This is a genomic window from Paenibacillus sp. CAU 1782 (genome assembly GCF_054551715.1).
The window spans coordinates 154,506-180,990 of the sequence record NZ_JBTOLL010000004.1 but is presented as its reverse complement, the minus strand read 5'-3'; the positions used below and the strand labels follow the sequence as shown (position 1 = coordinate 180,990).

At 49.8% G+C, this 26,485-nt stretch carries 21 protein-coding genes; 4 read left to right on the top strand and 17 right to left on the bottom strand.

The window, feature by feature from the left end:
• Window positions 1–44: 44 nt before the first annotated feature.
• The 4 genes from ACX93W_RS13105 to ACX93W_RS13090 are packed head-to-tail and all read right to left on the bottom strand — an operon-like array spanning window position 45 to window position 3,657.
• Window positions 45–1,016 carry a hypothetical protein gene (locus ACX93W_RS13105; protein ID WP_459392819.1) on the bottom strand — a complete coding sequence of 324 codons (972 nt, stop codon included), beginning with the start codon at window positions 1,014–1,016 and terminating at the stop codon, window positions 45–47.
• Entirely contained in the window at window positions 1,006–1,590 is a 585-nt protein-coding gene (locus ACX93W_RS13100; RefSeq protein WP_459392818.1) for a sigma-70 family RNA polymerase sigma factor, read from the bottom strand. The genes ACX93W_RS13105 and ACX93W_RS13100 overlap by 11 nt, the downstream gene beginning before the upstream one ends.
• Window positions 1,572–3,056: a serine hydrolase domain-containing protein gene (locus tag ACX93W_RS13095; protein WP_459392817.1), complete on the bottom strand. Its 1,485-nt coding sequence runs from the start codon at window positions 3,054–3,056 to the stop codon at window positions 1,572–1,574. The genes ACX93W_RS13100 and ACX93W_RS13095 overlap by 19 nt, the downstream gene beginning before the upstream one ends.
• A 58-nt stretch (window positions 3,057–3,114) precedes the next feature.
• A complete protein-coding gene (locus ACX93W_RS13090) occupies window positions 3,115–3,657 on the bottom strand; it encodes a hypothetical protein (RefSeq protein ID WP_459392816.1) in 543 nt (180 codons plus the stop codon).
• A gap of 160 nt (window positions 3,658–3,817) precedes the next feature.
• Between ACX93W_RS13090 and ACX93W_RS13085 the strand changes: the two genes are divergently transcribed.
• Complete coding sequence (locus tag ACX93W_RS13085; protein WP_459392815.1) at window positions 3,818–4,204, top strand: DnaJ family domain-containing protein; 387 nt, start codon at window positions 3,818–3,820, stop codon at window positions 4,202–4,204.
• Here the strand turns inward: ACX93W_RS13085 and ACX93W_RS13080 are convergent.
• The 5 genes from ACX93W_RS13080 to helD form a co-directional block, all read right to left on the bottom strand.
• Window positions 4,171–4,626, bottom strand: a complete 456-nt coding sequence (locus ACX93W_RS13080; RefSeq protein ID WP_459392814.1) for a DUF1569 domain-containing protein — start codon at window positions 4,624–4,626, stop codon at window positions 4,171–4,173. The genes ACX93W_RS13085 and ACX93W_RS13080 overlap by 34 nt on opposite strands.
• Window positions 4,627–4,678: 52 nt before the next feature.
• Window positions 4,679–6,085, bottom strand: coding sequence for an aldehyde dehydrogenase (locus ACX93W_RS13075; RefSeq protein ID WP_459392813.1), 1,407 nt, complete (start codon window positions 6,083–6,085; stop codon window positions 4,679–4,681).
• A 5-nt stretch (window positions 6,086–6,090) separates the two neighbouring features.
• On the bottom strand, window positions 6,091–6,393 hold the full coding sequence (locus ACX93W_RS13070) for an ArsR/SmtB family transcription factor (protein WP_459392812.1): 303 nt from the start codon (window positions 6,391–6,393) through the stop codon (window positions 6,091–6,093).
• A 234-nt stretch (window positions 6,394–6,627) separates the two neighbouring features.
• Entirely contained in the window at window positions 6,628–6,864 is a 237-nt protein-coding gene (locus ACX93W_RS13065) for a hypothetical protein (RefSeq protein ID WP_459392811.1), read from the bottom strand.
• 165 nt (window positions 6,865–7,029) lie between these two features.
• The gene (helD, locus tag ACX93W_RS13060) at window positions 7,030–9,450 is read right to left on the bottom strand and encodes an RNA polymerase recycling motor HelD (protein ID WP_459392810.1); all 2,421 of its coding nucleotides are present in this window, start codon (window positions 9,448–9,450) and stop codon (window positions 7,030–7,032) included.
• A 348-nt stretch (window positions 9,451–9,798) separates the two neighbouring features.
• Between helD and ACX93W_RS13055 the strand changes: the two genes are divergently transcribed.
• On the top strand, window positions 9,799–11,355 hold the full coding sequence (locus tag ACX93W_RS13055) for a tetratricopeptide repeat protein (protein WP_459392809.1): 1,557 nt from the start codon (window positions 9,799–9,801) through the stop codon (window positions 11,353–11,355).
• A 161-nt stretch (window positions 11,356–11,516) separates the two neighbouring features.
• Here ACX93W_RS13055 and ACX93W_RS13050 read toward each other — a convergent pair whose 3' ends face one another.
• Together ACX93W_RS13050 and ACX93W_RS13045 are read right to left on the bottom strand one after the other, a co-directional pair.
• Window positions 11,517–13,139, bottom strand: a complete 1,623-nt coding sequence (locus ACX93W_RS13050; protein ID WP_459392808.1) for an S-layer homology domain-containing protein — start codon at window positions 13,137–13,139, stop codon at window positions 11,517–11,519.
• 93 nt (window positions 13,140–13,232) lie between these two features.
• Window positions 13,233–13,709: a helix-turn-helix transcriptional regulator gene (locus tag ACX93W_RS13045; protein ID WP_459392807.1), complete on the bottom strand. Its 477-nt coding sequence runs from the start codon at window positions 13,707–13,709 to the stop codon at window positions 13,233–13,235.
• Window positions 13,710–13,934: 225 nt separating this feature from the next.
• Here ACX93W_RS13045 and ACX93W_RS13040 point away from each other — a divergent pair, with 225 nt between their 5' ends.
• On the top strand, window positions 13,935–14,423 hold the full coding sequence (locus tag ACX93W_RS13040) for a pyridoxamine 5'-phosphate oxidase family protein (RefSeq protein WP_459392806.1): 489 nt from the start codon (window positions 13,935–13,937) through the stop codon (window positions 14,421–14,423).
• A gap of 311 nt (window positions 14,424–14,734) precedes the next feature.
• Here the strand turns inward: ACX93W_RS13040 and ACX93W_RS13035 are convergent, their stop codons facing one another.
• The 4 genes from ACX93W_RS13035 to ACX93W_RS13020 form a co-directional block, all read right to left on the bottom strand.
• Complete coding sequence (locus ACX93W_RS13035; RefSeq protein WP_459392805.1) at window positions 14,735–15,451, bottom strand: ABC transporter permease; 717 nt, start codon at window positions 15,449–15,451, stop codon at window positions 14,735–14,737.
• Complete coding sequence (locus ACX93W_RS13030) at window positions 15,448–16,293, bottom strand: ABC transporter ATP-binding protein (protein WP_459392804.1); 846 nt, start codon at window positions 16,291–16,293, stop codon at window positions 15,448–15,450. The genes ACX93W_RS13035 and ACX93W_RS13030 overlap by 4 nt, the downstream gene beginning before the upstream one ends.
• A 159-nt stretch (window positions 16,294–16,452) precedes the next feature.
• Window positions 16,453–17,541, bottom strand: a complete 1,089-nt coding sequence (locus ACX93W_RS13025) for a LytTR family transcriptional regulator DNA-binding domain-containing protein (protein ID WP_459392803.1) — start codon at window positions 17,539–17,541, stop codon at window positions 16,453–16,455.
• Window positions 17,542–17,674: 133 nt separating this feature from the next.
• Window positions 17,675–23,089, bottom strand: a complete 5,415-nt coding sequence (locus tag ACX93W_RS13020; RefSeq protein ID WP_459392802.1) for an S-layer homology domain-containing protein — start codon at window positions 23,087–23,089, stop codon at window positions 17,675–17,677.
• Between the two features lie 303 nt (window positions 23,090–23,392).
• On the opposite strand from ACX93W_RS13020, the gene ACX93W_RS13015 reads away from it, so the two are divergent.
• Window positions 23,393–24,487 carry a nucleoside-triphosphatase gene (locus ACX93W_RS13015; protein ID WP_459392801.1) on the top strand — a complete coding sequence of 365 codons (1,095 nt, stop codon included), beginning with the start codon at window positions 23,393–23,395 and terminating at the stop codon, window positions 24,485–24,487.
• Between the two features lie 334 nt (window positions 24,488–24,821).
• On the opposite strand, the gene trpB is transcribed toward ACX93W_RS13015, so the two are convergent.
• Together trpB and ACX93W_RS13005 are read right to left on the bottom strand one after the other, a co-directional pair.
• Entirely contained in the window at window positions 24,822–25,982 is a 1,161-nt protein-coding gene (gene trpB, locus ACX93W_RS13010) for a tryptophan synthase subunit beta (protein WP_459392800.1), read from the bottom strand.
• A gap of 96 nt (window positions 25,983–26,078) precedes the next feature.
• Entirely contained in the window at window positions 26,079–26,258 is a 180-nt protein-coding gene (locus ACX93W_RS13005; protein WP_459392799.1) for an anthrone oxygenase family protein, read from the bottom strand.
• Window positions 26,259–26,485 lie beyond the last annotated feature (227 nt).

The following is a 26,485-nucleotide window of genomic DNA, read 5'->3' as shown; positions in this document are numbered from 1 at the left end:
GCATCTTGCATGGTTCCAGCCTCTCAGTGGACATGTTAGACGGGCTATTGCCCCACCAGCTCTGCAACGACGCTAATCAGCTCTTCTTTTGTCATTTCGGGCGATGTGCTGCCAACACCATACACGAGCGTATAATCATCGTAGCTCTGCAGCCACTCCACCGCTTGCATTTGATTGGATGAAGACAGCATAAACGGCTCCGTCCGTAAGTAGTGGGCATTGATTCCTTGCAGATCAAGCTCCTCTGCTTCCGACAGGCTGGAAATCATCACAACATCCATTTTTTCCTCGAAAATGGTCATAGTAATATAGAGCTCTGCCTGGTGTTCATTACGATAAAATGCCGTAAATACATTCGTTGAGTCGCTATTTCTCTGAACCTTCATCCAGGCAGGGGCACCCTCCGATAGAAGTGATTCCTGTTGCAGGTCTTTTAGTAATTCCACCTCATTATTTCCTATCGCTCCTCCATAAGGCTGCTCCTGTTGTCCGTATTCAAATGTCCAGTTATCCAATACGGCGGGAGCCAAACCGTCGTGTCCTAGCCGACTCTTCAGCGTATCGTGCCACTCCTCAAAGTCAGGTGTCGTGAGCGGCCGAGATACGGACAGCAAGGCAAGCAACTCATGACGAGGAAACTTTTCTGCCAAACTAGGCACATATAAGACGGCTGACTCACCCGGATTTAATTTGCTTCTTACTTCTGCCACCTTATCGTAGATTCCGGCTGCCATCCCGACATCAAAGCCAGCAGACAATCGCTGCTTATATTGGATACTCACCCGCTGATCGTTGATTTTCAAGAAATAGTAGCCCGTAAAGCCCGATAAAACGACGATGATTACAGCCATGGCGGCGAGCACAGCAAACACGGGACGTCTCGGCTTGCCTTTTGATTCCGGACTCGCAAGGTTTCGTTCGAATAATTGCTGAACACGCCTTTCATGCCCTGCGGGCGGTTGAACTTGGGATGCCTTCGCCTTATAATGCTCCGATAATTGATCGCTATTGAACATGAACAGAACTCCCCCTTTCAAAAACAGAGTTATCCATCAATCGCCTTAGCTTGCGAATTGCGGCATGATGGCGCGACTTGACTGTCCCGACAGGTATCCGCAGCAGTGCTGCGATTTCCTCGAAGGAGCTTTCATGGTAATAGCGAAGCACAATGACCTCCCTGAGTTTGTTCGATAGCCGGTCGACAAAAGCCAATATCTCCTGCTGGCTTTCCTCGCGAAACAATCCTTCCTCGGGTAAAAAACGAGGCTGCGTTTCTGACGAAAAGAACATCCGGTTTTTGATACTGAGCTTCATGCCCCTCCACAACCGGCGTTTCCAGTTGCTCGTCTGGCGAATAATAATGCCGTTGAGCCAGGCTTTAAACGGCTTGTCCACATCGTAGCCCGGAAGTGCCTTGAATAGGGCGGCATAGACCTCATTCACGACATCCTCTACTTCATTTTTGTCATTGATAAAAAAATATACGGTTCGGTATACGTGAAGATGAATGCGGGCGTAAACCTCCCGAAAAGCATCTCGATCACCGGCAGCCATTTTCTGCAGCCAGCTTTTTAGCTCACGCTCCTCCATCTTGCCCTCCTTATTACGCCCAGAACTAGAATGAATTCTTCGATCAAGCCAATAATCGCCAACATAACCGGCGTAATGAACAATACATGCCCCCACCCTGGCATGAATAACAGGATTAGCGGCCATGGTGCCGATACAAGGGACGGAAACCAGAATAAGAATATAAGGGGCCCAGCCATATAGAACATAAAGACAACCAAAGCAAACAACTGAAGAAACGCCCTTTTTCCGGCAAATATTCTTCGTTTACGGAATAGACAAAGAATTGACAGCAGACACCAGAGAACCAAAACGGCGGAGACAATGTTCATAAACTCTTCAATATGCCCGTCAGTCGCTGAAAGGGCAACTCCTACCGGATTCTTTCCTCCAGTCGCTGCAAGGAACAATTGAAAAGCAAGTTCTTCGTACTTGCCGCCGTATACTTTAGTATTCAAAACATTGTTTGTATTCATCAATACAACGATTCCTGAAACCTGGTCGGGTCGCATGAATACATCCCCATGGTAGTTTTCGGCATCACCGCCATGAGATATGGCATAAGAATTCACAAACCAGCCCAACCCGTAAGGATAACCGCCCTCTACGGCATGCATGGACTGCATCTTGTCCTGAGACAAGAGTTGAGCTTCACGGAAACGGCCCCCGCTCATTTGAGCAAGGATATAATGCGTCATATCTTCCGCGGAAGCAGCCAAATATCCAGCAGGCACGTTAGCCGCCCTGATTGGATGCCTCACAGCTGCAAGCTTCCCGAAAATGGATTGATAGCCGCTCGCCAAGCCGTTTTCTTCTGCATCGTCCGGGTCAGCATAGCTATTGTTCATCTGCAGCGGTCCGAAAATAGATTGTTCTATGTAATTCGAATAAGAATCTCCAGTTACCTGCTCGATGATGGCACCCAGTAAAATGTAGTTGGCATTTGAGTAGTGAAATTTTCCATCTGCATAACCGGAATGCTTCATGCCGCCATATGCGCGAAGTGCCTCCGCCGGTGAACTCCCCGCCCCTGCCACCAGCAGCGCTCTGCCGTCATATGTCGAGATTCCGCTGGATTGCCTCAACAGATCCCGTATGCTGACGGGACGGCTTCTATCCTTTTCATGGAGCTTGAACCAAGGCAAATAAAACTGGACCCCATTGTCGAGCTCCAGTTTACCTTGCTCCTCAAGCTGCAAAATGGCTAATGCCGTAAACGACTTGCTTATGGATCCAATGATAAATGGCGTCTGTGGAGTAACCGGCCTGCCTTCCTCGTCGGCTTGGCCGTAGCCTTTAAGAAAGACGACTTCCCCCTCCATAACAATCCCGACAGCAAGCCCGGGAATGCGCAAATCTTTCATTCCCTTCTCCGCTATTGAATCAAGCCGTTGTTCGTCCACAATGTTGGCGCCATACAACCCGCTCGCCGCGATTGCCTCCGTACCGTTCGCAGTCCCTATAAAGACGCGCAGTACTGTTTCCATTGCAAAGCACAACAGGCACACTCGAATAAACCATTTTCCTTTGGTTCTATCCATAGCGCTAACGATAGGAGGACAAGAGGGATACAATAATGAGTGCAATTTGATCATCGCGCAGAATAAACTCCATGACGATATCACGTTCCTTGTCGATAAATCCCATTAACTTATCGTCTCCCAAGGTTCTTGTATAATAGCTTGAACCATAGGCTTCAACTGCCTGCTCGGCGCCGTCTCCCGGGACAATGCCTTTTGCCGTGGCTCCCCCCGACATGATAACGAAAGATTGCACGGAATCATTTTTTAACGAATAATGGAATCCATCATATTCCATTACAGCTGCTCGCTGCTTTTTGCCATTGATAACAATATCGCCTGTCATATTTGGCGCTCCCAGCTTGTCCACTACCTCCTGCCGCTTGGCTCCAAGCAAACCTATCCCATTCAGCTCATCACCCAAATCAGTGCTGTCCACCGAATCTGCGTAATCCAGCGGCGTGGACTCCGCAGTCGGAATGTCCGGTTGCCCAGGACTACTGCAAGAAACCAGCAAAACGGATATCATCATCAAACATAGACCTGCCATCACCAACCATTTCTTCATCTCCGTCTCCCCCTCGATAAACTGTTTTAATGTATTTGACCTATATTGGTCTAATCAGGGATAAAAGTTCGAAAAGGGTGATTGAAACATTCGGAACTTGGCAGAATGGATGGTTGGGAAGGTGTCTATGCTAAAATAGAGCCAAGGAAGTGATGAGGAAATGGATATTTTTCGTCTCATTGCGGAAGAAAGAATACGGGAAGCGGAAAGCCGCGGGGAATTCGATGATTTGCCCGGCAAAGGCAAGCCGCTTCCGCCTGACGAGCTGGAAGGCGTTCCCGAGGAGCTGCGGGTCAGCTATCGGTTATTGAAGAATGCCGGCGTGCTGCCTGAGGAAATGCAGCTTCGCAAGGACATGCTCACGCTAGGCGATTTGATCGCCGCTTGCAAAAGCGATAGCGACCGCCAAGGGCTGGAGCGCGAGCTGTCCGCCAAAAAGCTTCGTTACCAGACGCTGATGGCCGAGCGAGGCTGGTCCTCTACGGGAGTTTTCGCTGAATACGAGGGGAAAATTCAGGCTAAACTTACCTCAACCTCGGAGAAATGATCCGCAACATGCATGGCGAAGTAACGATCGTACTCCTCCTTGCTAAGCTCTCCGAAAATAAGATGGGGAGCAAGCTGGCCCTCGTACGCATAAAAATCGTCAATAGCCCGGATCAGCCGGTCGATTCCCGCTTTGGCGCTTCCTTGCGCCGTGATGGTGGCCGCGCCGGGCACATGCGCTGTCAAATCATGCTGCATCTGCCCTCTTTTCAGAAATCTGCTGATCACCAGACGACCGATTGTTTTACGAATGATCTTAGGCTTCATCTGCGGATATCCCGTCATGGAATATTCGATCGTTTGCGCGCAATGAACAAGCATCTCGTATAGTGGCCACTGCCTGGTTTTGATTCCATCCTGCTCATACATCCTCAAAAGCTCCTGTTTCACCTCTTGCAGCGAAGCAAACCGTACATTGTTCATATCCCGTCACTCCTCTAAGTTGTCTGATTGCACATAGCTTTAGCCATCGGCGTTATCGCATCACTTTGCGAATGAGCTTCGCCTTGTCGCCATAAGGCGGGAACAACACCGTCAGGTCCACTTTCGTGCTTTTGGCCATGACGCTTTTGGCATGAGAGAACAGGTCAAAGCTGTATTTGCCATGATAAGCGCCGATCCCCGCATTGCCTACGCCGCCAAACGGCAGATTATGATTGGCCGCATGAATGATCGTATCGTTGATGCATCCGCCGCCGAAGGATACCCGTTCCAGCACCTCTTTTTTGACGCTATCCTGTTCGGTGAACAAATAAAGCGCAAGCGGCTTCGGACGGGCATTAATGGTCCGTATCGCCTCTTCAAGTCCTCGGTAACCCAGCACTGGCAAAATAGGGCCAAAAATTTCGTCCTGCATGGCAGCGTCATCCCAAGATGCCGTCTCAAGCAGCGTTGGCTCGATGTACAGCTTGTCGCGATCGACTTTCCCGCCATAACGGATATTGGCCCGGTCGCCCTCTATGATGGAGGCCAGACGATCAAATTGCCGTTGATTAACGATGCGGCCGTAATCGACGCTTTGGCTGGCATCGGCACCATAAAAGCTGACAACCGCCGCTTTCATTCCCTTCATCAATTCCTCTTTAATGGACTCATGCGCGAGCACATAGTCCGGAGCAATACAGGTTTGGCCCGTGTTGAGCAGCTTGCCCCAAATGATTCGTTTGGCCGCGACGGCAATATTGGCCGATTGATCTACGATCACCGGGCTTTTGCCTCCAAGCTCCAGCGTGACGGGGACCAGATTTTTGGCTGCGGCCTCCATCACGATTCTGCCGACAGGCACGCTGCCCGTAAAAAAGATGTAGTCAAATTTCGCATGGATCAGGGCGGATGTGGTCTCCTTCTCGCCTTCGATGACCGTAACAAACGTCTCCTCGAACGTTTCTTCGATCAGCTTGCGGACGGCTGCGGCAACATTTGGCGTATTCTCGGATGGCTTCAGAACCACGCTGTTGCCTGCGGCGATAGCTCCAATTAGCGGTTCGATCAGCAATTGAAACGGGTAGTTAAACGGCCCGACAATAAGCACCGTTCCATAGGGCTCCTTATGGATGTAGCTCTTCGTAAACGCATGGTAAAACGGCGTTTTGACCTTGCGCGGTTTTGCCCATTTTTTCACATTTTTGCGAAGATAACGAATGCTCTGCAGGGTATACCCAATCTCGGTTGCGTAAGCCTCGAACTCGTTTTTTCCAAGATCGCGATATAGGGCCTCCATAATGCTGCCTTCATGCCGCTTGATGGCCTCCGACAGCTTATCCAATTGCTCTATGCGGAAGGAAATGTCCCTTGTATAGCCTGCTTCAAAACGTTCCCGATGCGCCTTCAGCAGCTCTTCCACCTGAGCGGCAGTCCATTCTTTCATATCGTGCACCTCCATAAGGTTTATAGGCAGTCCTGTTCCAAAGCAGTCAACAATTTTCTAAGCAATGATATGGAATCCTGCATGGATAAATGATAATAACGCAGCGTTCCTTCCTGCTCCACGTTTACGACTCCTGCATTCTTCAAGAGCTTCAAGTGATGCGACACGGCTGGCCGCGACAACGTCAGCTCCCCGGTAATTTCGTTCACCGTCATCCTTCCGTTTTGTGACAGCAAAAGCAATATATCCTGGCGATGTTCATCGCTCAACGTTTGAAGAATAGGCAGGCATTCCCGAAAAATCTCCACTGCTTGTTTTCCCATTGCTGTAGATGCCTCCTCATTATGATTAAAGGTTTAAACATTTAAACGCTTATTCGTATATGTAGCTTACCTTATTGTGATAGACAAAGCAAGCGCCGAACCCCGAAGCGTTGCATTGAAACAGCACAACCCGAAGTTTCTAGCCCACCTAATCATAAGAAAAGAGCCCTGACCGCTTTTAAGCGGGAGGACTCTGCCGTTTATTTTAATACAGTTGTATGTTCAACCTTCCATCTACTTATCCGATTGCTGCCCGCCGAAAATTTGGGTTAATAACTGATCGGTCGCCTCATTGGTCAGCTGGGATGGCTGGGATAAAATCTTTTGCGCTTCAGGATTGAAGGCTGGATCATCATTACCGGGTTTACTTTCCTGCTTAACGGCGGCTTGGGGAGGATCGGAAAATAGTTTCCCCAACAAATCATCCACTTGTTTTTCAGATAATGAAGCCTGTTCATTATTTTCTTTCATTTTCAACTCTCCTTTTTTGTTAGCTTGAGTGTGGCAAACATGTAACGATAGAAAAATTTAGTGCTCACTACACACCGATAATCCAAAATAAAGAAGATATTATACTTTAATGGTAAACCCCTCCACACAACTCGTCAAGCTATTTTGATGCTTGAACTGGAGTGGTCACATCACTGTCTGCTCTTCATCGTACAGTGAGCGATCCACCGTCTCAATAAACGGACTCCAATTGCCCACCGCATAAAGCGTCAGCCGATGCATCGCCCGCGTACACGCCGTATAAAATAGTTTGCGTTCGCTTTCCCGTCCATACGTCTCCGAAGAAGCGTCATAAAGGATAACTGCGTCAAATTCTACGCCTTTGGCCAAATAAGCGGGAAGCACGAGAACGCCCTTTTCGAACGTTGGCGTTGTTTTCGTCACAAGCTTAAGCCCTTGGCAGCCCGCGGTCGTCAAGGACTGGAAGGCTTCTTGGCCCTCTGCTATCGTTTTTGTAATAATGCCGATGGAGAGGTGCCCCTCATCTCGCAGCGCCTTCAGCTGCTCCTGGATACCGGCCACTCTATCTTCGTTATTAGCCGTCCTGTGGAGCAGCGGTTTTCTGCCGTTTCGATTAAACGGCACAACATCCTTGGCGCGACTGAGCAGGCTTTTGGTAAACTCCACGATTTCACGGGTTGACCGATATCCCCTAAGCAGCGTAAACCATCTTGTCTCCGTTTCTCCGTAAAGCGAGGTAAGCGGCGAATCCTGACCATGCAGCTCCGTGGACTGGACAAAAATAGCCTGGCTGAAATCGCCAAGAACCGTCATGCTGGCCCGGGGGAACAATTTTTTCAGAAACGCATATTGAAACATGGAATAGTCCTGACCTTCGTCAACGAATACATGACGGATTTGCGTGTTTGTCCGGGTGTCCTCCAGAAGCTCTTTTAAATAGAGATAAGGAGTGGCATCTTCATAAAAAAGCTCTCCCCGATCCAGCTTGGATCTGGTTTGCCCGCAAATCGCCGGCCAGAAGGAGCTTGGGACTCCCGCTTCGCCAGTCATTTTTTGAAAAGCGCCCTCTGCATCAAACAATTGACGATACAGGCTGACCATATCAACAAACAACATCCCCCTGACGCTTCTTCTAAGCGGCTTGAATTGCTCCTTTACGACCATCCGGCGCAACAGCTCTTCTTCACGATCGCCATAACCAAAATGCCCTTCGTCCAAGGTGCGGTCATTATCGTTTGCGCCTTCATATTGCCCGGTGAAACTAAAAACTCTCGCCTCCTTATGGAGCTTGCGATAGGCTTCGGCATATTGATCCTTGTCGAGGTATTCCAGCTCATCCCGCACCCATAACGCTTCGCGCTCCTTGGTTTCCAGCACGGACAGCTCGCGCAGCAGCCACTCCTGCATCATCGCAACCCGGTTGCTCAAATGGACAGCCGGATCATAGCTATAAAATTTATGGCTCATCTCCTGAGCCGAAATAAGCTCCCTGCCCCGGAAGGTGATGGCGTTAAACACCATGCCTTCCTTCTCCAGCTCCAACACATAACGCTGAAGAGCATGAAGATAACGCTCGGAGGCCTTGAACTGTATAGCCGCCAATCTTGCCTCATAGCCTGGTTCGCCCTGCCGCGACAGAACGTATTCCAACTGATCGAAGGAGTCCTCTACCGCAAAGGAATCTCCAAGCCAATGGTCCAGGTATTCCTGAAACGTCATCTGCAGCATGTTCTCTTCGCCAAGCTCGGGCAGCACCGTGGACACATAGCTGTTGAACATCGGATTGGGCGAAAATAGGACGATTTGATCGGCCTTTAGCCGCTCGCGATGCTTATAGAGCAGGTACGCCACCCGCTGCAAAGCAGCCGAGGTTTTCCCGCTCCCAGCCACTCCCTGCACAATCAGCATACGGCTATGATCATCCCGAATAATGATGTTTTGCTCCTTTTGTATGGTGGCCACGATGCTTTTCATGGCATTGTCGGAGCCTTTGCCAAGGACTTGCTGCAGCATTTCATCGCCAATCGTCAGACTTGTGTCAAACACGTTATGCAGTTGATCGCCTGTAATCTGGTATTGCCGCTTGAGGTTGATTTCTCCGTTTATATGGCCGCCTGGCGTCGCGTATCCCGCCGGCCCCGGCGGAGAATCGTAATACATGCTTGCTATCGGAGTTCTCCAGTCGTAGATAAGGAAATTCATGCCGTCGGAATCAAGAAAGGAGGACACCCCGATATAGACCGCTTCGGTCTCTCCCGTCCCATCCTCTTGGAAATCAATTCGTCCAAAATAAGGCGATGCCTGCAGCCGCTTCATGCTCTTCCACTGCCGCACTCGCAGACCATGGCTCCGTTCCCGTTCCGAAAGCAGAGCTTCCTGCTGTCTAATGCTGTAGAATGTTTCTTCGAAATCCTCATGCGTGCTCGTATTTACAGTGACCTCTTCCCAGAATTGCCTGCGAATATCGACGACTTGGTTATGCAGCCCGGAAACCTCCGGCTCCAGCTCCGCAATATCGTGCTCCAGCTTCTCCGTCACCTGCTTCAGTCTTTCCTCTTCCTTTTTCCAGTCCTCTGCGTTGATCATTATTCAGCTCACTCCTTTGTAGAGGTCATAAAAAATGTTTGACAGAATACAAGGCCGCATGATAAGATTAAAGTGTAGATAAGATGCGATACTTCTGTCCGTTTTAAATTTGAAAATAACTCATTTTACATCATAACATAATGTGTTGGTAGACACAACTTTATTTTGCATGGGTAAAAACGCGGTTATCCGCCTTCAAAAAGCCTCCTTGATAGAGGTTTTTTCATTTTTTCAGGAAACAGGAGCCTTTGGCGGCCCTGTTTTTTTCTTTTATTTTCAACAAGCCCTGTAAGGGACATAATGATAAAATAAATACTAACCAATTCAAAGAGAGCAGGATACTCCACCATGGCAGTTAAAAACAAGCAGCGTTACCGCTATAGCGAATCCCCGATATGGGATATTAATCGGGCCTATTATGAAGAAGAAGGCTTGAAGGCTTGGAACAATGACCAGGTCCCGCAATTTATAACCTGCAACCCTATGATCGGCACGGCGTATGCAGAAATGATTTTTGGACTCCTTCAAGACCAGAGGGGCAAAAGCAATCATGACGAGACGGTACGGATTGTAGAGCTTGGTGCAGGAGCAGGCCGTTTTGCCCTTCATGTGCTGCAGGAGCTTTGCCGGTTGATTGATTACGCCGGTATTAAGCTGCCATCCTTCCAGTACATAATGACCGACTTGGCAATGAATAATGTGGTGGCATGGCAATCGCATCCTGCTCTTCAGCCCTTTGTTGCTCAGGGCATCCTTGATTTTGCGCGATTTGATGCCGTTCAAGATACAGAGCTAAAGCTGTCCGTGTCAGGCGAAACAATCGGCAAAGGCGATTTGAAGCAGCCTTTAATTATTGTCGCCAACTACTTTTTTGACGGCATTCCGCAGGAGCTGCTCTATATAGGCGAAGGCCTCGTTTATGAAACGGATGTATTCGCCGAATTTCCCGAAGGCGCCGACTCCCTGAAACCGTCCGAGCAGCTGCGGCAAATTTCGTTGAGCTATACCCACAGGCGCACGCCGGAATACGAGGAGGAATCGTACCCTTACCGGGATACCATCTCCATTTACCAGGAGCAGCTGGAAGACTCCCATATCCTGTTTCCCGTAAAAGCTCTGGCCTGTCTGGACGTTCTGAACGGGCTTTCTCAGGCCGGGTATCTGCTGCTGACGGCGGACAAAGGCGACCACCTGCTTGATAACTTTAAATTCGCGGAGCCGCCTGAGCTGATTCTGCACGGCAGCTTTTCGGTAACAGCGAACTACCATGCGATTGGACATGTGGCGGAGATGAACGGAGCCCTTTCGTTATTTCCTCCTCACCATTACCGAAATATAAATATCGGCTGCATCATTCAACTGGATTCGCCGATGGAATACGTGCAAACCCGATTGGCCTATCGCAGATTCATTGAACGCTTTGGGCCGGACGATTTCTACAGCTTGAAGGAATGGGTCGATAAACATCTGGAAAGCATGGTGCTGTCTGAGCTGCTAAGCTTTTGGCGTTTAGGGGGATATGACGTCGAATTGTTTTCGCAAAGCAGCAAAGTCATCTCCAGTCTGATCGTTGACGCCAACGATGAAGAAAAAAGCGATTTGCATCAGGGCATCTTACACATGTGGTCAACGTTTTATGTCATGCAGCAGAAGTATGGCATCGCGCTTGATGCCGGCTTGCTGTTGTTTGAAATGGATATGTACGAGGAATCCAAACGGTTTCTGGAAATCGCGATTCAGGAAGATCCTGACGACGTCGTGTCCACTATTTATTATTGTCTGACCGTCTGCTGCTTCGAGCTGGGAATGGATGACGAAGGCTTGAGCTATACCCGAAAACTGCTGGAGCTTGAACCTGACCACGAAGAGGCCTTGGCCTTGGTCCAGCATTTCGAGGGCAATTAAGCAGTGCGTTCACTGGCGATAGCTCGAACGGTATAGGAAGCATAGGTTGTATAGATAACTCAATGCTTACGTATGAAAAGGGTGTTCCCACTGTCGGCGGCGACAGACGGGAACACCCTTTTTGCATGTATCGGAGTTTTGAATATATCTCGTTTTCCCGTTTACGATGTGAATGAGTACTCGCCGTATGTTGCGGCGTTCCTTAGGCTGGCCCAAATATCGGAGCTTTCACCGCCAATGTACCAATAAGCGACTCCGGCCAAATTCTGATCGATCGCCAGCCGGTATTTGGCCGTTAACGAACGGCCTTCCTCCAGCCAAATCGTGCGCTTAACAGATCCGCTCATGTAGCTAGCCACATATTGTCCTAAAGCAGCATCCCATACCGGTTTGGCTGAATATCTCATCAGCAGCTCATTTTGCTCCAGAAGGGAGATGAACCGCGAAGAACGAGCCGCCCCTGGCTGCTCCTGCGCCCATTCCCGGTTGTAGAAGGGCAACGCCAGAATGATTTTGTCATCGGATACCGTTTGCAGCAGCCTGGCGACAGCCTTTTGATCATAGAGCAGCGACGCATTAGGACCTGGTATCGGGCTTCCCCCATAATGCTCGTCATAACCCATCAGCACAATATAATCCGCTTGGCGCCCAAGCGCCGCATAGTCGAAGGCTTCCGTCCAATCCGTATCGCGGTCGGGAGAAACATCCACCGACAAGGTCTGTCCATTAGCATGCAGCTTCCGGGCAAGCAGCGTAACAAACGTTGTCAAAGCCGTCCGGTCTTGCGGCGCTACATTTTCAAAATCCAGATTGAGGCCGTCCAGACGGTACTTCACCGCCAGCGCAGCCAGCGATGCAACAGCAGCATCCCGGTTGGCTGCATTGGACAACATTTGATGCGTTGCGGCTTGATCAGCACGGTTCCCTACCATTGCCCACACCTTTTTGGCATTAGTCCTTGCCCAGAGTATAAGGCTTGAGTCCGTCAGGTCGGCAATCGACCCATCCCCATCGACAAAATACCATCTTGGCGACAAGGTGTTCACATTGGACTGCCCAAGGTTTGCCTGGTATTGCGCGGTCGTCTGGCCGTAGTTCCAGCCCATCACGATCCGCTCGTCGCTGGAACGGTTAAGCTCAGACGCCCAAGCCTCGTTCTGCAAGACACGGTCCAGCAGCACCGCCGCCTCTTGCCGGGTTATGGAATCCGCAGGACGGAAATTCCCCGCCCCGTCTCCTTTTATGAGCCCTAGCTGATAGGCAGCTGCTACCGCATGTTTCGCCCATTCCGCAATGGCTTGCCCGTCGCCAAAAATTCCGCCGACATCGGCGTCTGAGTAACTATCGCCTTGTTTTAAGGCTTTTACCAGCCATACTGCAGCCTCCTGACGCGTAACTGCCCTCTCCGGCGAAAAGCTTGTAGCGGAGGTTCCGTTAGCCAGCCCTAATTGAAGAGAAGCCTGAACCCATCCGTAATACCAAGCGGCAGGGCATACATCCTCGAACGGAGAGATTGGCCCCAGCACGGGTTCAAGCTTAAGCATCCGGTTCAAGGATGTCAGCAATTCCGCTCTTGTCATGGACTTGACGGGCGAAAATGTGGTTGACGAAGTGCCTGTCATTATTTTTTGTTGATAGAGATGAATAATGGAAGTTCGCGCGTAGCTGCTCCCGATGTCTTCAAATGGAACCTTTTGCGCAGCTCCCGCGCGCGGCCCAAACAGACCGCATGCCAACATAACAGCCACAGTCAATACGCCGAATCTAACCCGTATCCGTTTCACGAGACTATAAAGCCTCCTTCAGCTCTGATTGTCGAAGTATACCAAAGTAACCTCGCATCATCATTGCTAAAATACTGGTAGATTAACGCCGCATCATTGACCCGACCGAAAGACAACGCCGAGACCGGATTTTCCGCTTCTTTTCTCCAGCGCCTCTTCAATCATGAAGGAATATCTGCCGCGCAGCCAATCTGTTGTAAACGGATTAGGACAAGTCACCACCAACGTATCTCCCTCCACTTTGCCGGCCACTCCCGAAAACCATGTTTGATAGCTTTTAGGATGTATCTTGCCTTGAATATCGCTTAACACTCCTTCCCACATGGTCTGTTTGACCTCTGATGTTGGTTGGAATGGACCGGTTGAACCGAGCAAAATTTCTTCAACTGATCGGCCAAAAAGCCCCGCAAGATTCAGCAGCACTTCAATATCGGGCAAACATTCGCCATTTTCCCATTTGGATACCGCCTGGTGGCTTATGCCCAATTGCTCTGAAAGCTCCGATTGCGTCATATTTGCGCCTTTTCGCAGATGGTAGATGTTTCGGCCGATCTTTTCATTATCCAGCATTGTTTTGTCCTCCCCAGTCGAACATGTCCGCCTACAAGAATCGTAGCAAAAAATGACCCGCAGTTGTATCGACGGCAGGTTGAAAAATTAGGATGTTTTTTGCAACCACCGGTTGAAAAGCATGGTAAAGAGCAGAAACCTCAAAAGATTCGCACCTTCTGAATTGACAGCGGACAATGGGCGCACACTAAACGAAAATACATTTTGGGAAAGGTGACGTCATCTATGAATGCAGCCTCCGATAACCACGAAGCGATCGAGAAGGTCCGGTCTTTAATTAAAGGAATCGATACGGCTATGCTGACAACTGTATCGCCCGAAGGGCTGGTATCCCGCCCGATGAAAACCCAGGAGGTCGAATTTGATGGAGACCTGTGGTTTCTGACCAAAAAAGATACAGGCAAATTCCACGAGCTTCTGCATAACAAGCAGGTAAATGTCGCGTATGCGGGGAAATCCTACGTGTCCATTCGCGGCGAAGCCGAGCTGGTGGAGAGTAAAGAAAAGCTGAAGCAATTTTGGAGCCCGGCTTATGAGAAGCTGCTGGAAACCAGCATCGACAACCCCAATCTCGTCTTGATCAAGGTAAAAGCCGAAACCGCCGAATATTGGGATTCCGGCAATGCCTTTAAAATGGTAAAGTTCATGTTCAACCGGCTGATGGGCAAAGATACGGAGAGCACTCATCTCAATGAGATGGTGGAGCTAAGATAACGCAAATTGTCCCGTGAAAGCAACGCGATATCGAAACCGACACACCCCGAGAATGCCGGATGTTCAGCATTTCCGGGGTGTGCTTGTGGTATCATCGAATCTATTCTGCAAAGCGACTTTATCGGACTCCTCTTCTTTATCCCCAAAGTCCATATTCAACGTTTCCATGATCTACGTTATTGGAACAGCCCCCAAATTCCGTCGGGCAGCCAAAATTTTCGTACAGCCAGCATAGCAACAAGCACAACAACGCCAATGACTACATTTTTGGCCAATTTATTTTTATTCACTTGTACCCCTCCCGCACCAATCTATTTGTCAAACCGCTTTCTGCCGTATACAAGGAAGCATAGCGCAACCGAAGCAACCATCCAGGCAACCAGATTCAGCAGATGGCTGCCAATCGACGCAAATCCCCCGCCTTGGGCAAGCTCTGTAATAGCCACCACGAATTGCTGCGAAGGCAGCCAGTGGATAACCGTCATCAGCGCCGGCAAATTCAAATCCGGCACAAAGATAGGGCCGAATATGAAAATCAGAAGAATGGGGAGGCCTACAATGGAGGATTCCGATGCCGTCCGGGCTATAAGGCCAATAATCGTTCCAATGGCCAGAAAAATCACCAGCAGCAGAATCGTCAAAAGAGCCAGATAAAGAATAGGAACATCGGGAATGCCCGAAATAATGGCGCATATCGCAACAACAATCAGGGCGAATAAAGCTGTTGTAACGCTTTTTCCAGCAAGCACCTCCAGCTTGGAGGCTGGCGAGAGCATAAGCGCGCGCAGCGTATTTTTCTCCTTTTCTTCGGCTATCATGGCAGCTTGGACAAAAGCGCCGGTAATAGATATCGCAACGAGGATAGGAATAGCCAGAAAAGTGAAATCTCCAGGCGCGCTTTCCCTTTGGCTGGACAATATGGCAAGCAGAATCGGCATGCCCGCATTAAGCAAAATATGCTGATTTCGAATGCCATCCTTCCACTCCTTGGTTACCATAGCTTTAAATCGCCGCATGGAAAAACTCATTCCAAGCCCCTCCCCGTCAACTTCACAAAAATATCGCCAAGACTTGGCTCGTTGGAATGAATCGCCAGCAGCTCTCCCCGGTTCATCAAATCCCGCACATAATCTGCTCCCGCTTCGTTTTGTTCAATAATTTTCTTTCCTTGCGACGTGGTCAACGTAATGGTTCGGTCGCCGAATTGCAATCGGAGCGCCTGCGGCGTGTCGAGAGCGGAAATTTCCCCGTTGTTCAAAAAAGCGACGCGGTGGCACAGCTCTTCAGCCTCCGCCATATTGTGAGTGGTCAAAAAAATGGTCGTGCCCCGGGCGTTCATCTCCCGCAGCGTCTCCCGGATGCGTTCTCCGTTCACGGGGTCCAGAGCGGAGGTTGGCTCATCCAGAAACAAAATGTCCGGTTCATGCAGAATGCACCGGGCCAGCGTCACACGCTGCTTCATCCCTTTGGACAACTTCCCGACCTGCGTGTTTTTTTCCTCCGACAGGTTAACCGCTTCAAGCACAACCTCGATCCTCCGATCGGACGTCCCGTACAATCTGCAAAACAGGAGCAGGTTATCGTAGACACTCAGCCGGTCGTACATCCCGCTATTGTCCGTAAGCACTCCGATTCTGCTCATAAAGCCGGAATGCCGGCTTCGGCCGGGATCAACACCCAGCACCTTGACTCTTCCCGACGTATAGAGAAGCTGAGAGGTCAGAATTTTTACTGTTGTTGTTTTCCCCGATCCGCTTGGACCAAGAAAACCGAATATTTCGCCTTGGCGGACATTAAAGCTGACCCCCTTTAAGGCTTTTTTTCTTTTGTAATGCTTTTCGAGGTTCTCTACCTCCATAATGGATGACATGCTGACTTCTCCTTCCTTGACGTATGTGGACGGTTAGCTCCTTGCGGCGCTGCCGACAAGATCAGAGTAACCGTTAAAGCAGCGGATCGCCGCTAATTCGCCATAGAAGGAGCCATTTGCAGGCCGAATATGACCATTTGAAGGTTGAACGGAACAGCGTTAAAGGCTGATTAATGACTTAAGCTCCTCGAATTTCCCCTTGGACAACGGAATTCGGGATCTCTTCTCATCGTTTAGCACAAGGCTATAGCTGTTGCGGCTCCACACGATCAATTCGGCGATGCAATCCAGATTGACAATATAGGAGCGATGGCAGCGGTACAGCCGGTAAGGCTTCAACTTGGCCTCCAGTTCCGAAAGCGTCCATGGGCAGGAATAATTCCCCTCCTCGGCATACAGCTGTGTAATGCCCTCGTTGCTTTCAATAAAATGGATATGGCCGGGATCAATAAACAGGTATTTGTCTTCGCTTTTGATCATCAATCGGGAAAGAACGGGACTGGTACGGGGCTGTTCAATTAGCTCCGGTTCCGAATCCGGCTCCTGTTTCAATTGTTCAGCTTCTGCTTCATAGCCCTTTTCCTTCCTATCCGCCCGCCGGGACTCCTCTTCCTGGGTCTCCACCGATTCCAGGCTTGCTATTGGGGAAAACGCGCTATCGCTAAAGCGGAATATTCGGGTTGAGACGGAGAGCGCTTGCTCCATAGAAGAACATGTGATAAGAAGCGTCTTTCCCCTTTCGGTCAATACATCTATGATTTTGCGTACGGTCATACAGCTTTCCAAATCCAGATTTTGCTCCGGCTCCTCCCATATGACGAGCTCCGGATCATGGAGTATGCTTCTGGCGAATCCCAGCAGTCTTTTCTCGGAATAGCTCAGCTTGGAAATTCGTTCATTAGCTTTGGCTTCCAAGCCAAACAGGCCAAGCATCTCGCTGACCGGCGTTTGGACGTTATACAGCCCATTCCAAAACGACAAATAGTCCTTTGCCTTAAGGCGACCATACAGACCTTCGTCCAAAGCAGACAAACCCGTCTTATGGGCAGATTGCCCGCCTTCCAGAGTCACCTGCTTACCCCGGTAAAAGATCACGCCGTCGCCTTTTTCCTCGCCTAACATGGATCGGATAAAGGAGCGGCCAATATCGGTGTTGCACAACAGGACTGTACATGCCCCCTGAGTAACTTCCAATCGGTTTACGCCGCCTTTCTGGATCAAGCCGTCGCTTATATTCAATGTCTCCATAGAGGTTCCTCCACTTATAGGTATATGTGAACAGGATGTACTACTATTTCGGCAGTCCTCCTTCGATCCCCTTCCATGAAAAAACCTCGAAACCCATTGCTTTGGGTCTCGAGGTTTTTACTTTATGCCGATCTTAGTTTTGGTATAACAGCTCTCTGCCATCAGGCAGATACGTATAATGATGGTCTTGCGAAGCCTCTTCAATATGCTCGGAAGCCCAATGGCTGCCTCCATCCGGCCATGTTGGAGTCGGTACGCCCGTAAGCGGACCTCTGCCAAGCAGACGATTCATAATGGTTACGGCTTGCGCACGCGTTACGTATTTGTTCAAACCAAACGTACCGTCTTCAAAACCGATCATTATACCCGCTTCGCTTACAGCTGCGATAGCAGCGGCAGCCCAATGGCTATCGGATACATCCTCAAAAGAGTTCTGGAAGGTTCCCTTCAGATCGGCATTCAGCCATCTGGCCGCAACCATGGCCATCTCGGCTCTTGTAATGCGGTCGCCGGGGCGGAAGTTGCCGTTGTCATCGCCAATCAGCAATCCAACATCCTTCAGCTGCTCGATATAAGAAGTTGCCCAGTAGCCTTGCGCGACATCCGGGTACAACGCCTGATACGGGGAGCTCTCCGGCAAATATTTGTTGCGGGCGAGTATCGCTGACATTTCCGCTCTTGTTACGGTTTTATCCGGACGGAAAGTGCCGTCAGGGAAGCCCTTGATATAGGCAACATGATACGCCGGGTTTGCTATCTTCAGGTCGGCGAATGCCGTTAAAGCACCATTTGCCGCACCTGTGCCAGTGCTTGGCTTATACGAAATAACGGCTTCGTAGCCTGCCGGAATGGCATTCTTCAGCGTGATAGTAACTTGGTTGCCATTAATGCTGATTTCTTTGATTTCTACGTTTTGATTGCCAATTTTTACAGTAAAGCCGGATTTGTCGACGTCACCGGTTCCATTGGCAAGCTCAAGCGCGATCGTTCCTTTGTCTACATCAATCACGGCCGTCTTGACTTGATCCGTGCCTTGCGGCAGCGTTACAACCGGTGGAACCGGAATGTAGCCAACCGGACGGTATTTCAACTGCAGAATAGTAAATACGCTAAACTTGTCGATATCGATTTCCAGACCGATCGGAGTGCCTGCATCGTAGATGACCGTTCCAGTCTTCACTACTTTCTCTCCGTCGCTATGCTCGACATATACCCGCAGCGAATTCAAGAAATCGCTGGCATTGCCTGCCGGAACCGTAATTCCGTTTTTGCCAAAAGGAAGGAATAATTTTGTCGCATAATCGCGATAGTTCGTTTCAATTTCCAGCGAGGACCCGATAACTACCGCATCCCTGCTTCCGGCCGCTGTTTTGACAACTGGCTCATTCGTGATTGCCGCATTCAATTGTGCCTGCTGGCTAGCGTCTTTAACAGGAATCAACCGGAAAAATAAATCCAGATAATTGCCTGCCATTTGTTCCAGCACATTAGCCGAAATCGACACGGTAGCATATTCAGTGCGAACATCCAGCGAATTTCCGTTGCCGCTTAACAGCTCCACCGACTGTCTCGGGATTTCAACTGCAATTTCTCCCGGCTCGTCATTTAGAACTTCATCAACAAAGACGGTCGCAACGCCATTGTTTGTTCTGGCATCATTGATAAACCGCGCTGCCGCTGCCGCATCAAAAATGGCTTTGTCAATTTTTACGCCGTTGGATAACGAAATACGGTCGATGCGGGCGGTTTCGTTAACCTCGTCGCTTGATCCGCCAATGACCTTGACGGTCCGGTAGTTTGTATCGGTTTTTTTATCCGTTATACTGCTCGACTTAACAATCAACAGGAAGGTTTTTGTTTTCGTTACGCCGTTTTTGGAAATGGAAGCCGTCAGAATGACGCTCTCGTCCTTTTCGCCGCGATGCACTTTGGTTTCAATCGTTTCATCTTCAGGCGATACGATTTCGATGGAATTCGGCTTGCTGGAAGTCCATTCGATCTTCGTATTGTTTGCTCCCGCCGATACGATGAATACAGGATGCGTGACGCTCTCCCACGTGTCTTCTTCATGGTAGCCGATTTGAAGCTTTTTCAACGCGTCGTCAATCGCTTCATCCGCCGTATATTCCGCCACGATTACCAGCGGCTTGCTCTCGTATTTATTTTTTTCAATAATGGTTACATTGATTTTGGTGCCGGGCACCAGCTCAAGCCCGGTGATGACGACAGGACCCGTTTTTGTATCCGTATTGGCATTTCGCTTCCATTCATCGCCTTTGTCGTCGTAGATAATGACCGTTGCGCCCTCCGGCACATCTTCTACCGTAACCGTGCCTTTAGGAATGCTGACAACCACATCGTTTACAACAGGCGGAATGCTTTCCAGCTTCGCTTGACTTGGAACCGGCGGGCTTTCCAGGCTGCCCGGCAGCTTAACCGTTACGTCGATCACTTCATCTTCCGCAAGTACGTGCGGCGCTGCAATCGTAACGACAACATCCTCGTTATCCGAGCCGGTGTTGGTTGCCGTTCCGATCAGTTTGCCGTCCTTGTCGTACACATTAACGGTGGTGCCTGGCGGTACATCCTTCACCGTAACCTTGTTATCGCTCGCATTTGCGGTGATTTTTTCGGCCTCAGGGGCTTCGCTTACCAATTCGGCTTCGCTTGGCACCCGGTCGCTTTCGATTTTGTCCTCTTCCTTGGTCGATACCTTTACCTTATCGCCCTTTTGGAGCACGGTGGGAGCTTTGATTGTAACCACAACGTCTTCTTCCGTCGGGCCATCGTTCGTTGCCGTTCCGATTAATACATCATTTTCGTCGTACACGTTAACTGTCGTTCCGGGACGAACGTGTTTAACCGTAACCGTATTGTCTGTCGCATTCGTAGTCACGTCGTTTGGCGCAGGCGGATCGCTTTCCAGCTTCGCCTGGCTTGGGACCGGCGGGCTTTCCAGGCTGCCCGGCAGCGTGAGCGTTACGTCGACGATTTCGTCTTTCTCCAGCGCATGCGGGGCATTGATCGTAACCACAACATCGTCTTCATTCGAGCCGGTGTTGGTTGCCGTTCCGATCAGCTTGCCGTCTTTATCGTATACATTAACGGTGGTGCCTGGCGGCACATCCTTCACCGTAACCGTATTATCACTTGCATTAGCCGTCACTTTTTCTTCGTCAGGAGACTGGCTTACCAGCTTGGCTTCGCTAGGCACCCGCTCGCTTTCCAATTTGCCCTCATCGCGGGTGGACACCGTTACCTTATCACCCTTTTGAAGCACTGTCGGGGCTTTGATTGTAACCACGATGTCTTCTTCCGACGGACCTTCATTGGTAGCCGTTCCGATCAACACGTCATTTTCGTCATAAACATTAACCGTCGTTCCCGGCGGAACGTCCTTAACCGTAACGGTATTGTCCCCCGCATTTGTAGTCACATCGTTTGGCGCGGGCGGATCGCTTTCCAGCTTTGCCTGACTTGGGACAGGCGAGCTTTCCAAGGTACCCGGCAGCGTGACCGTTACGTTCACGATATCGTCTTTCTTAAGCACATGCGGCGCTCGGATATGAACCACGACATCCTCATCGTTCGGACCGCCGTTCGTTGCCGTCCCGATCAGCTCGCCGTTTTCGTCGTATACGTTAACTTCCGTTCCCGGCGGCAAATCTTTAACCGTAACTTTATTGTTCGTTGCGTTTGCGAGAATGTTCTCTTCATCGGGCGACTCGCTTACATCCTTGGCTACGCTTGGAATCCGTTCGCTTTCCATTTTTTCGTCATCCTCGATAGACACCTTGACCTTATCGCCCTTTTTGAGCACGGTCGGCGCATCGATTGTGATGATAATATCTTGTTCCGTCGGGCCGTCATTCGTGCCCGTTCCAATCACTATGTCTTCGTCGTCATACACGTTAACCGTCGTTCCCGGCGGCACCTTTTTAACGGTGACCGTATTATCCTTTGCATTCGTAACGACTTCTTCTTCCTCCGGAGCGCTGTTTCTGTCTAACGGCGATACCGGCACTTTAACGCTTTTGACCTCTCCGATTTTGGAATAACCCGCTTTAATTACAGCTGCTTCCGCCAGCTTTTCTTTTTCGGAGACGGTAAGCACGATACGGGCGGTACCGTTTACGGTAGGACCCGCCTTGGCGATAACCTCGTTATTTTCGTTGTACAGGGTCATCAACACGTCATTCGGCACACGATCGGCAGTAACAACGCCTCTTTCGGTGATCGCCACTACAATATCGTTCTCCAAAGGTTTAACCGTTTGAACAACGGTCGTATTGGCAGACGTGCCGCCGCCGCGAGCAATGACGGTAACGGTATTGCTGCCGGGCTGCAAATGACTGAATTCGTCAAAAACGTAATTCAGCTTGCCTTCGCCGTCCGTAGCATAATCTCCAACAACCAGTTGGTTGTTAATAAAGATATCTACTTTTTCATTCGGCAAATTATCGTTAATGCTGTTACCTTTTACCCGGATGTCAAGTCCCGTTACCGTACCGTCTTCCGGAACATCCTTGTCGATTGTTACCGCGGTTGGACCTTGCCTGTAATTGCCGTTGGGATCCAGACCGCCTTCAACATAAGTATTTTTGAAATACCAGGCCAAAATATCATGATGGGAGTTTGCGCCGCCTGTACTTGCGCCAAAGCCCACGTAAACCTCTTTGTTCATGAGGGACATGCCTACATTGCGGGTTATGCTCCTGTTATTGGCATCTCTCCTGTTAGCGCTCAGGCCATAGGTGGTTGTAAGTTTGCCATCATCGTCATAATCCACCCATACATGGACATAGGCGTTCGAATTGGCATAATCGTACAAACGGAAATTGGCGCCTTGCAAATTATCAACGACATCGCCATTTCCCGGAGCATGCGTATTATTTCCATTTACAACAATCGCAACATGGTCTGCGGTAGGCCCATTGGGATTTGTGACAGGATGATACTTATTCGTTCGGTTAAACGCTGTATTAGGATCATAATAAAGACCCAAATTCATAGCTCCGTCATTCTTCCACGTATCAAACTCTACGCCTATGGAATTAGGAATGCCGGCATACCCAACGCCTTCGCCGATTCCGCCTAATACAGGCTGCGGATTATCCTGAATAATAAAGGTCAATCCATCGGCCGGGCCAGGAAAGCCTGTGTTATTCAGAGACGTGCTTCCATTCAAATGCATAACAAAATACGTGCTGAATCCGCCGTCCAGCTTGATTTTGTTTGTGCGTACCACGATGCCGCTGGAGCCGTTCGTTACCGGTACCACCCTCAGCCTTCCGTTCGCCGTGGTAGCGGCATTATTGCGTTGGGGATCTGTTGGAAATAGAAGCCCTCTGGTACGGTCATTGGACACATTGGCGTTGTTGCCGATATGCTCAAATTTCTCCAGACCCACGTAAATGGGCAAAACCTCCGGTTCGGTGCTCGCCTTCGCAGGCGAAATCGGTGCAGCCGTCACCACTAACAATACAGCCAGGATGCACATAACGGCTTTTCGATAAATCGATGCCGCATATCCTTGTCTTGAATACATTGCTGATCCTCCTTAATGATTGTCTATAACTTGAGATGCGATGAATCTATATCTCCATTGTACATAGCCGCACTAAACAAACTATAAACAAGGAGCGACAATAACCGATCTGGATCGACAAAATCGGGATCGCACACTTGCCGCCTGGTCATTGTTTAGCAAGTTGTCATAGCTTTCCGGAACGGTTAAGCCGACCCATGAATATAAAATAAGATAGGCATTTATCCCACTTTGCTTATTCAGGGCGGTGTGGCAAGCCGGCTCCTTGCGCGAAGGCGGAATAAGCACGAAGGAGTGTTCAGATTGACCGAAAAAGCAACCCATTATTTTGCGCGGGGCAATACTGCTCGCGGAGCTCACTTCCTATACCATTCGGCTTTTCAAGGACTGGAAAAGCTTTTTGTCCTTACCGGACCTCAAGGCACGGGAAAATCTACCGTCCTGCGCAAGCTGGCTAACCGCCTGATTGAGCTTGATCGGGATGTAGAGTTTTTTCATTCGCCGCTTAGGCCCGATGAATTGGACGGCATTATTTCCACCGATTTAAAAATCGGCTTTATAGACGGGGAGGTCTGCGGGGCGATAGATGATATTTCATCAGAACAAATCATCACTTATTCCTTCGAGCCTGCACTGGACTATGCTCGAGTTTCTTTGGAGGATCGCGCCGCTATCGAAGACCTTGCCGCCAAGCTGGATAGCGCTTACAACAAGGCTTACGAAGCATTCCATACCGCTTTGCGGATTCATGATGAATGGGAAACCTACTATATTGAAGCAATGGATTTCAGGAAGGCCAATGATATAGCGGAGGAATGGATAGCTATTTTATTTGGCAAGCTGGAGGACGAACCGCCGGTGATAGGCCGCCATTTGTTTTTTGGGGCCGCTACGCCAAAAGGCGCCTTTGATTTTATTCAAGGCTTGACCGCTTCGCTGGAGAGGCGGGTTTTTATTAAGGGAAGACCGGGCTCCGGCAAATCGACCCTGCTCAAAAAGCTGGCTGCCGCTGCGGAAAAGAAAGGCGTCGAGGTGCAGATTTTTCATTGCGGCTTTGACCCCAACAGCCTGGATATGCTCATTTTCCCCACGTTAAGCACGGCGATCTTCGACAGTACGGCGCCGCATGAATACTTCCCCAATCGGAACGGGGATGAAGTATTGGATATGTATGCACGCACCATGCAGCCTGGCATCGATGAGGCTTATGCGGTCGAATTGGCTGATATAAAGGCCCGTTATTCCGCCAAAATGAAAGAAGCCACCTCCTTCCTTGCAGAAGCAGAGGCGTTAGATAGCACGATTAAAGCATCTTATACAGCTGCGACGGATTTTTCCAAAGTGGAGGAATTTCTGGGGGATTTGGAGTCGAAGCTCGTTGAAGCCAGTGGCGGTTGACCGGAGGATCCCGGACCTAAGGCCGTAGCCGCAGCTTTTAGTCAGACAGCAGAAAAGGGGCTGTCCGAAAAGTCTGTTATGGACAATAATTAATCAGCAAAATCGGTCCCTTCCGGAAAAGGGTGTCTTGGAAGCTCAAACATTTTTGTCCGCTTTATTTCGATCCCATTTTTAGTGGATAAAAGCGGACAAAAAAACTCGCCCTCAAGACCCCCTTTCTCCTCCGGTCCTCTCTGCTGAATAATTATTACTTCCGCTTGACTTTTCGGACAACCCCTTTTGCGTTTATTGCTTATTGAAGCTTTGAGATGCATTCCGTATTTTTTCAAATTCTCTATTTGAGCATCTGATAAACCTGCTCGACGTCTTTGTCCCCGCGCCCTGACAGGTTAACGATAAGAATATGGTCACGGCTCAACTCAGCCGCAAGCTTCTTCGAATGAGCAATTGCGTGCGCGCTCTCCAGCGCAGGGATAATTCCCTCCGTACGGGACAATTCCTGAAAAGCGGCCAGAACCTCTTCGTTGGTCACGGTGGCGTATTCCGCACGCCCTGTCACTTTGAGGTGGCTATGTTCCGGCCCGATGCCGGGATAATCAAGGCCTGCGGCAATGGAATACGTCTTCTGCGGCTGACCCTCCTCATCCAGCAGGACGAGGCATTTAAAGCCGTGAATGATGCCGGGCACGCCTTGAGTTAACGTTGGCGCCTTATCCGGCTCCACGCCGATCAAGCGAACGCCCGGCTCGTCGATATAATGCGCAAAAGCACCAATCGCATTGCTGCCGCCGCCCGCGCAGGCGACCACGGCATCCGGCAATCGGCCTTCCTTCTCCAGAATCTGCCGCTTGGACTCTTCACTGATAACGGCTTGGAAATGCTTGACCATGGTTGGAAACGGATGAGGACCAACCGCAGAGCCAAGCAGGTAAAAGGTATTTTTATAATTGCGGACCAAATCGCCTAATGCTTCATCCACCGCATCCTTCAGGCGGCCTTGCCCTTTATCGACGGGAACGACGGTCGCTCCGAGAAGCTCCATGCGGAATACGTTAAGCGCCTGGCGGCGTGTATCTTCCGCTCCCATATAAATGACGCAATCCATATTAAACATCGCGCAAGCGGTAGCCGTCGCTACGCCGTGTTGACCCGCGCCTGTCTCCGCAATAATCCGTTTGGCTCCCATTCGTTTGGCGAGCAAAATTTGGCCGATCGCGTTATTAATTTTATGGGCTCCGGTATGATTCAGATCTTCGCGCTTTAAATAGATTTTGGGGCCGCCCCATGCTTCGGACAACCGCTCCGCATACGTTAACGGACTCATACGGCCTACGTAATCGCGCAGATAGTAGCTGAGCTCTTCCTTAAAGTCCGGGTCGTCCCGAAATTTGTAAAACTGCTCACTCAAGTAGTTCAGCACTTCCTGCAGCTCAGGAGGGACAAAACTTCCTCCGAATTCTCCGAAGTACCCTTCTTGCTCCAACCGTTGGTCCATACGCAAGCGCCTCCATCAAATAAAATGGTAATCCCACCCTATTATTCTATCACGGAAACGCGTTAAAAAGGAGAAGTAAATAAAGCAGTCTTACGCTCACATCCGGAGCAGTTCCGCAACTAACGAGACAGAGGCCGCGCAGCAAGCAACCGTCCGAACGTGGTTCCAAACCAGCCATACAGGAACTGCGCGGCCTTCTTCGCTTTCGGGTTCCACCTTGGCCAGTTTATTGTTCAAAGGCACGTTAAAGGAGCCTGTTACAGCCAGACCCCCCACCACCTCCTGAATGAGTTATTTTGATAGTGAGCTCTATAAGGGGCTGTCCAAAAAGTCAAACGCTCTAACGGACACGGAAGTCCGTTAGACGCGTAAAACGCAGATTTTGAAATTCTAACGGACATCCTTGTCCGTTAGAGCCCCAAAATGGGTAATTATTGGATAATTTTCACTGTAACGGACATCAATGTCCGTTACAAACGCAAAAAGTTAAAAAATAAGCGCTA

Bases quoted from the DNA above. Each gene is read 5' to 3' on its own strand.
- ACX93W_RS13105 (WP_459392819.1), bottom strand. From the start codon at position 1,016: ATGTTCAATAGCGATCAATTATCGGAGCATTATAAGGCGAAGGCATCC.
- ACX93W_RS13100 (WP_459392818.1), bottom strand. From the start codon at position 1,590: ATGGAGGAGCGTGAGCTAAAAAGCTGGCTGCAGAAAATGGCTGCCGGT.
- ACX93W_RS13095 (WP_459392817.1), bottom strand. From the start codon at position 3,056: ATGGAAACAGTACTGCGCGTCTTTATAGGGACTGCGAACGGTACGGAG.
- ACX93W_RS13090 (WP_459392816.1), bottom strand. From the start codon at position 3,657: ATGAAGAAATGGTTGGTGATGGCAGGTCTATGTTTGATGATGATATCC.
- ACX93W_RS13085 (WP_459392815.1), top strand. From the start codon at position 3,818: ATGGATATTTTTCGTCTCATTGCGGAAGAAAGAATACGGGAAGCGGAA.
- ACX93W_RS13080 (WP_459392814.1), bottom strand. From the start codon at position 4,626: ATGAACAATGTACGGTTTGCTTCGCTGCAAGAGGTGAAACAGGAGCTT.
- ACX93W_RS13075 (WP_459392813.1), bottom strand. From the start codon at position 6,085: ATGGAGGTGCACGATATGAAAGAATGGACTGCCGCTCAGGTGGAAGAG.
- ACX93W_RS13070 (WP_459392812.1), bottom strand. From the start codon at position 6,393: ATGGGAAAACAAGCAGTGGAGATTTTTCGGGAATGCCTGCCTATTCTT.
- ACX93W_RS13065 (WP_459392811.1), bottom strand. From the start codon at position 6,864: ATGAAAGAAAATAATGAACAGGCTTCATTATCTGAAAAACAAGTGGAT.
- helD (WP_459392810.1), bottom strand. From the start codon at position 9,450: ATGATCAACGCAGAGGACTGGAAAAAGGAAGAGGAAAGACTGAAGCAG.
- ACX93W_RS13055 (WP_459392809.1), top strand. From the start codon at position 9,799: ATGGCAGTTAAAAACAAGCAGCGTTACCGCTATAGCGAATCCCCGATA.
- ACX93W_RS13045 (WP_459392807.1), bottom strand. From the start codon at position 13,709: ATGCTGGATAATGAAAAGATCGGCCGAAACATCTACCATCTGCGAAAA.
- ACX93W_RS13040 (WP_459392806.1), top strand. From the start codon at position 13,935: ATGAATGCAGCCTCCGATAACCACGAAGCGATCGAGAAGGTCCGGTCT.
- ACX93W_RS13035 (WP_459392805.1), bottom strand. From the start codon at position 15,451: ATGAGTTTTTCCATGCGGCGATTTAAAGCTATGGTAACCAAGGAGTGG.
- ACX93W_RS13030 (WP_459392804.1), bottom strand. From the start codon at position 16,293: ATGTCATCCATTATGGAGGTAGAGAACCTCGAAAAGCATTACAAAAGA.
- ACX93W_RS13025 (WP_459392803.1), bottom strand. From the start codon at position 17,541: ATGGAGACATTGAATATAAGCGACGGCTTGATCCAGAAAGGCGGCGTA.
- ACX93W_RS13020 (WP_459392802.1), bottom strand. From the start codon at position 23,089: ATGTATTCAAGACAAGGATATGCGGCATCGATTTATCGAAAAGCCGTT.
- trpB (WP_459392800.1), bottom strand. From the start codon at position 25,982: ATGGACCAACGGTTGGAGCAAGAAGGGTACTTCGGAGAATTCGGAGGA.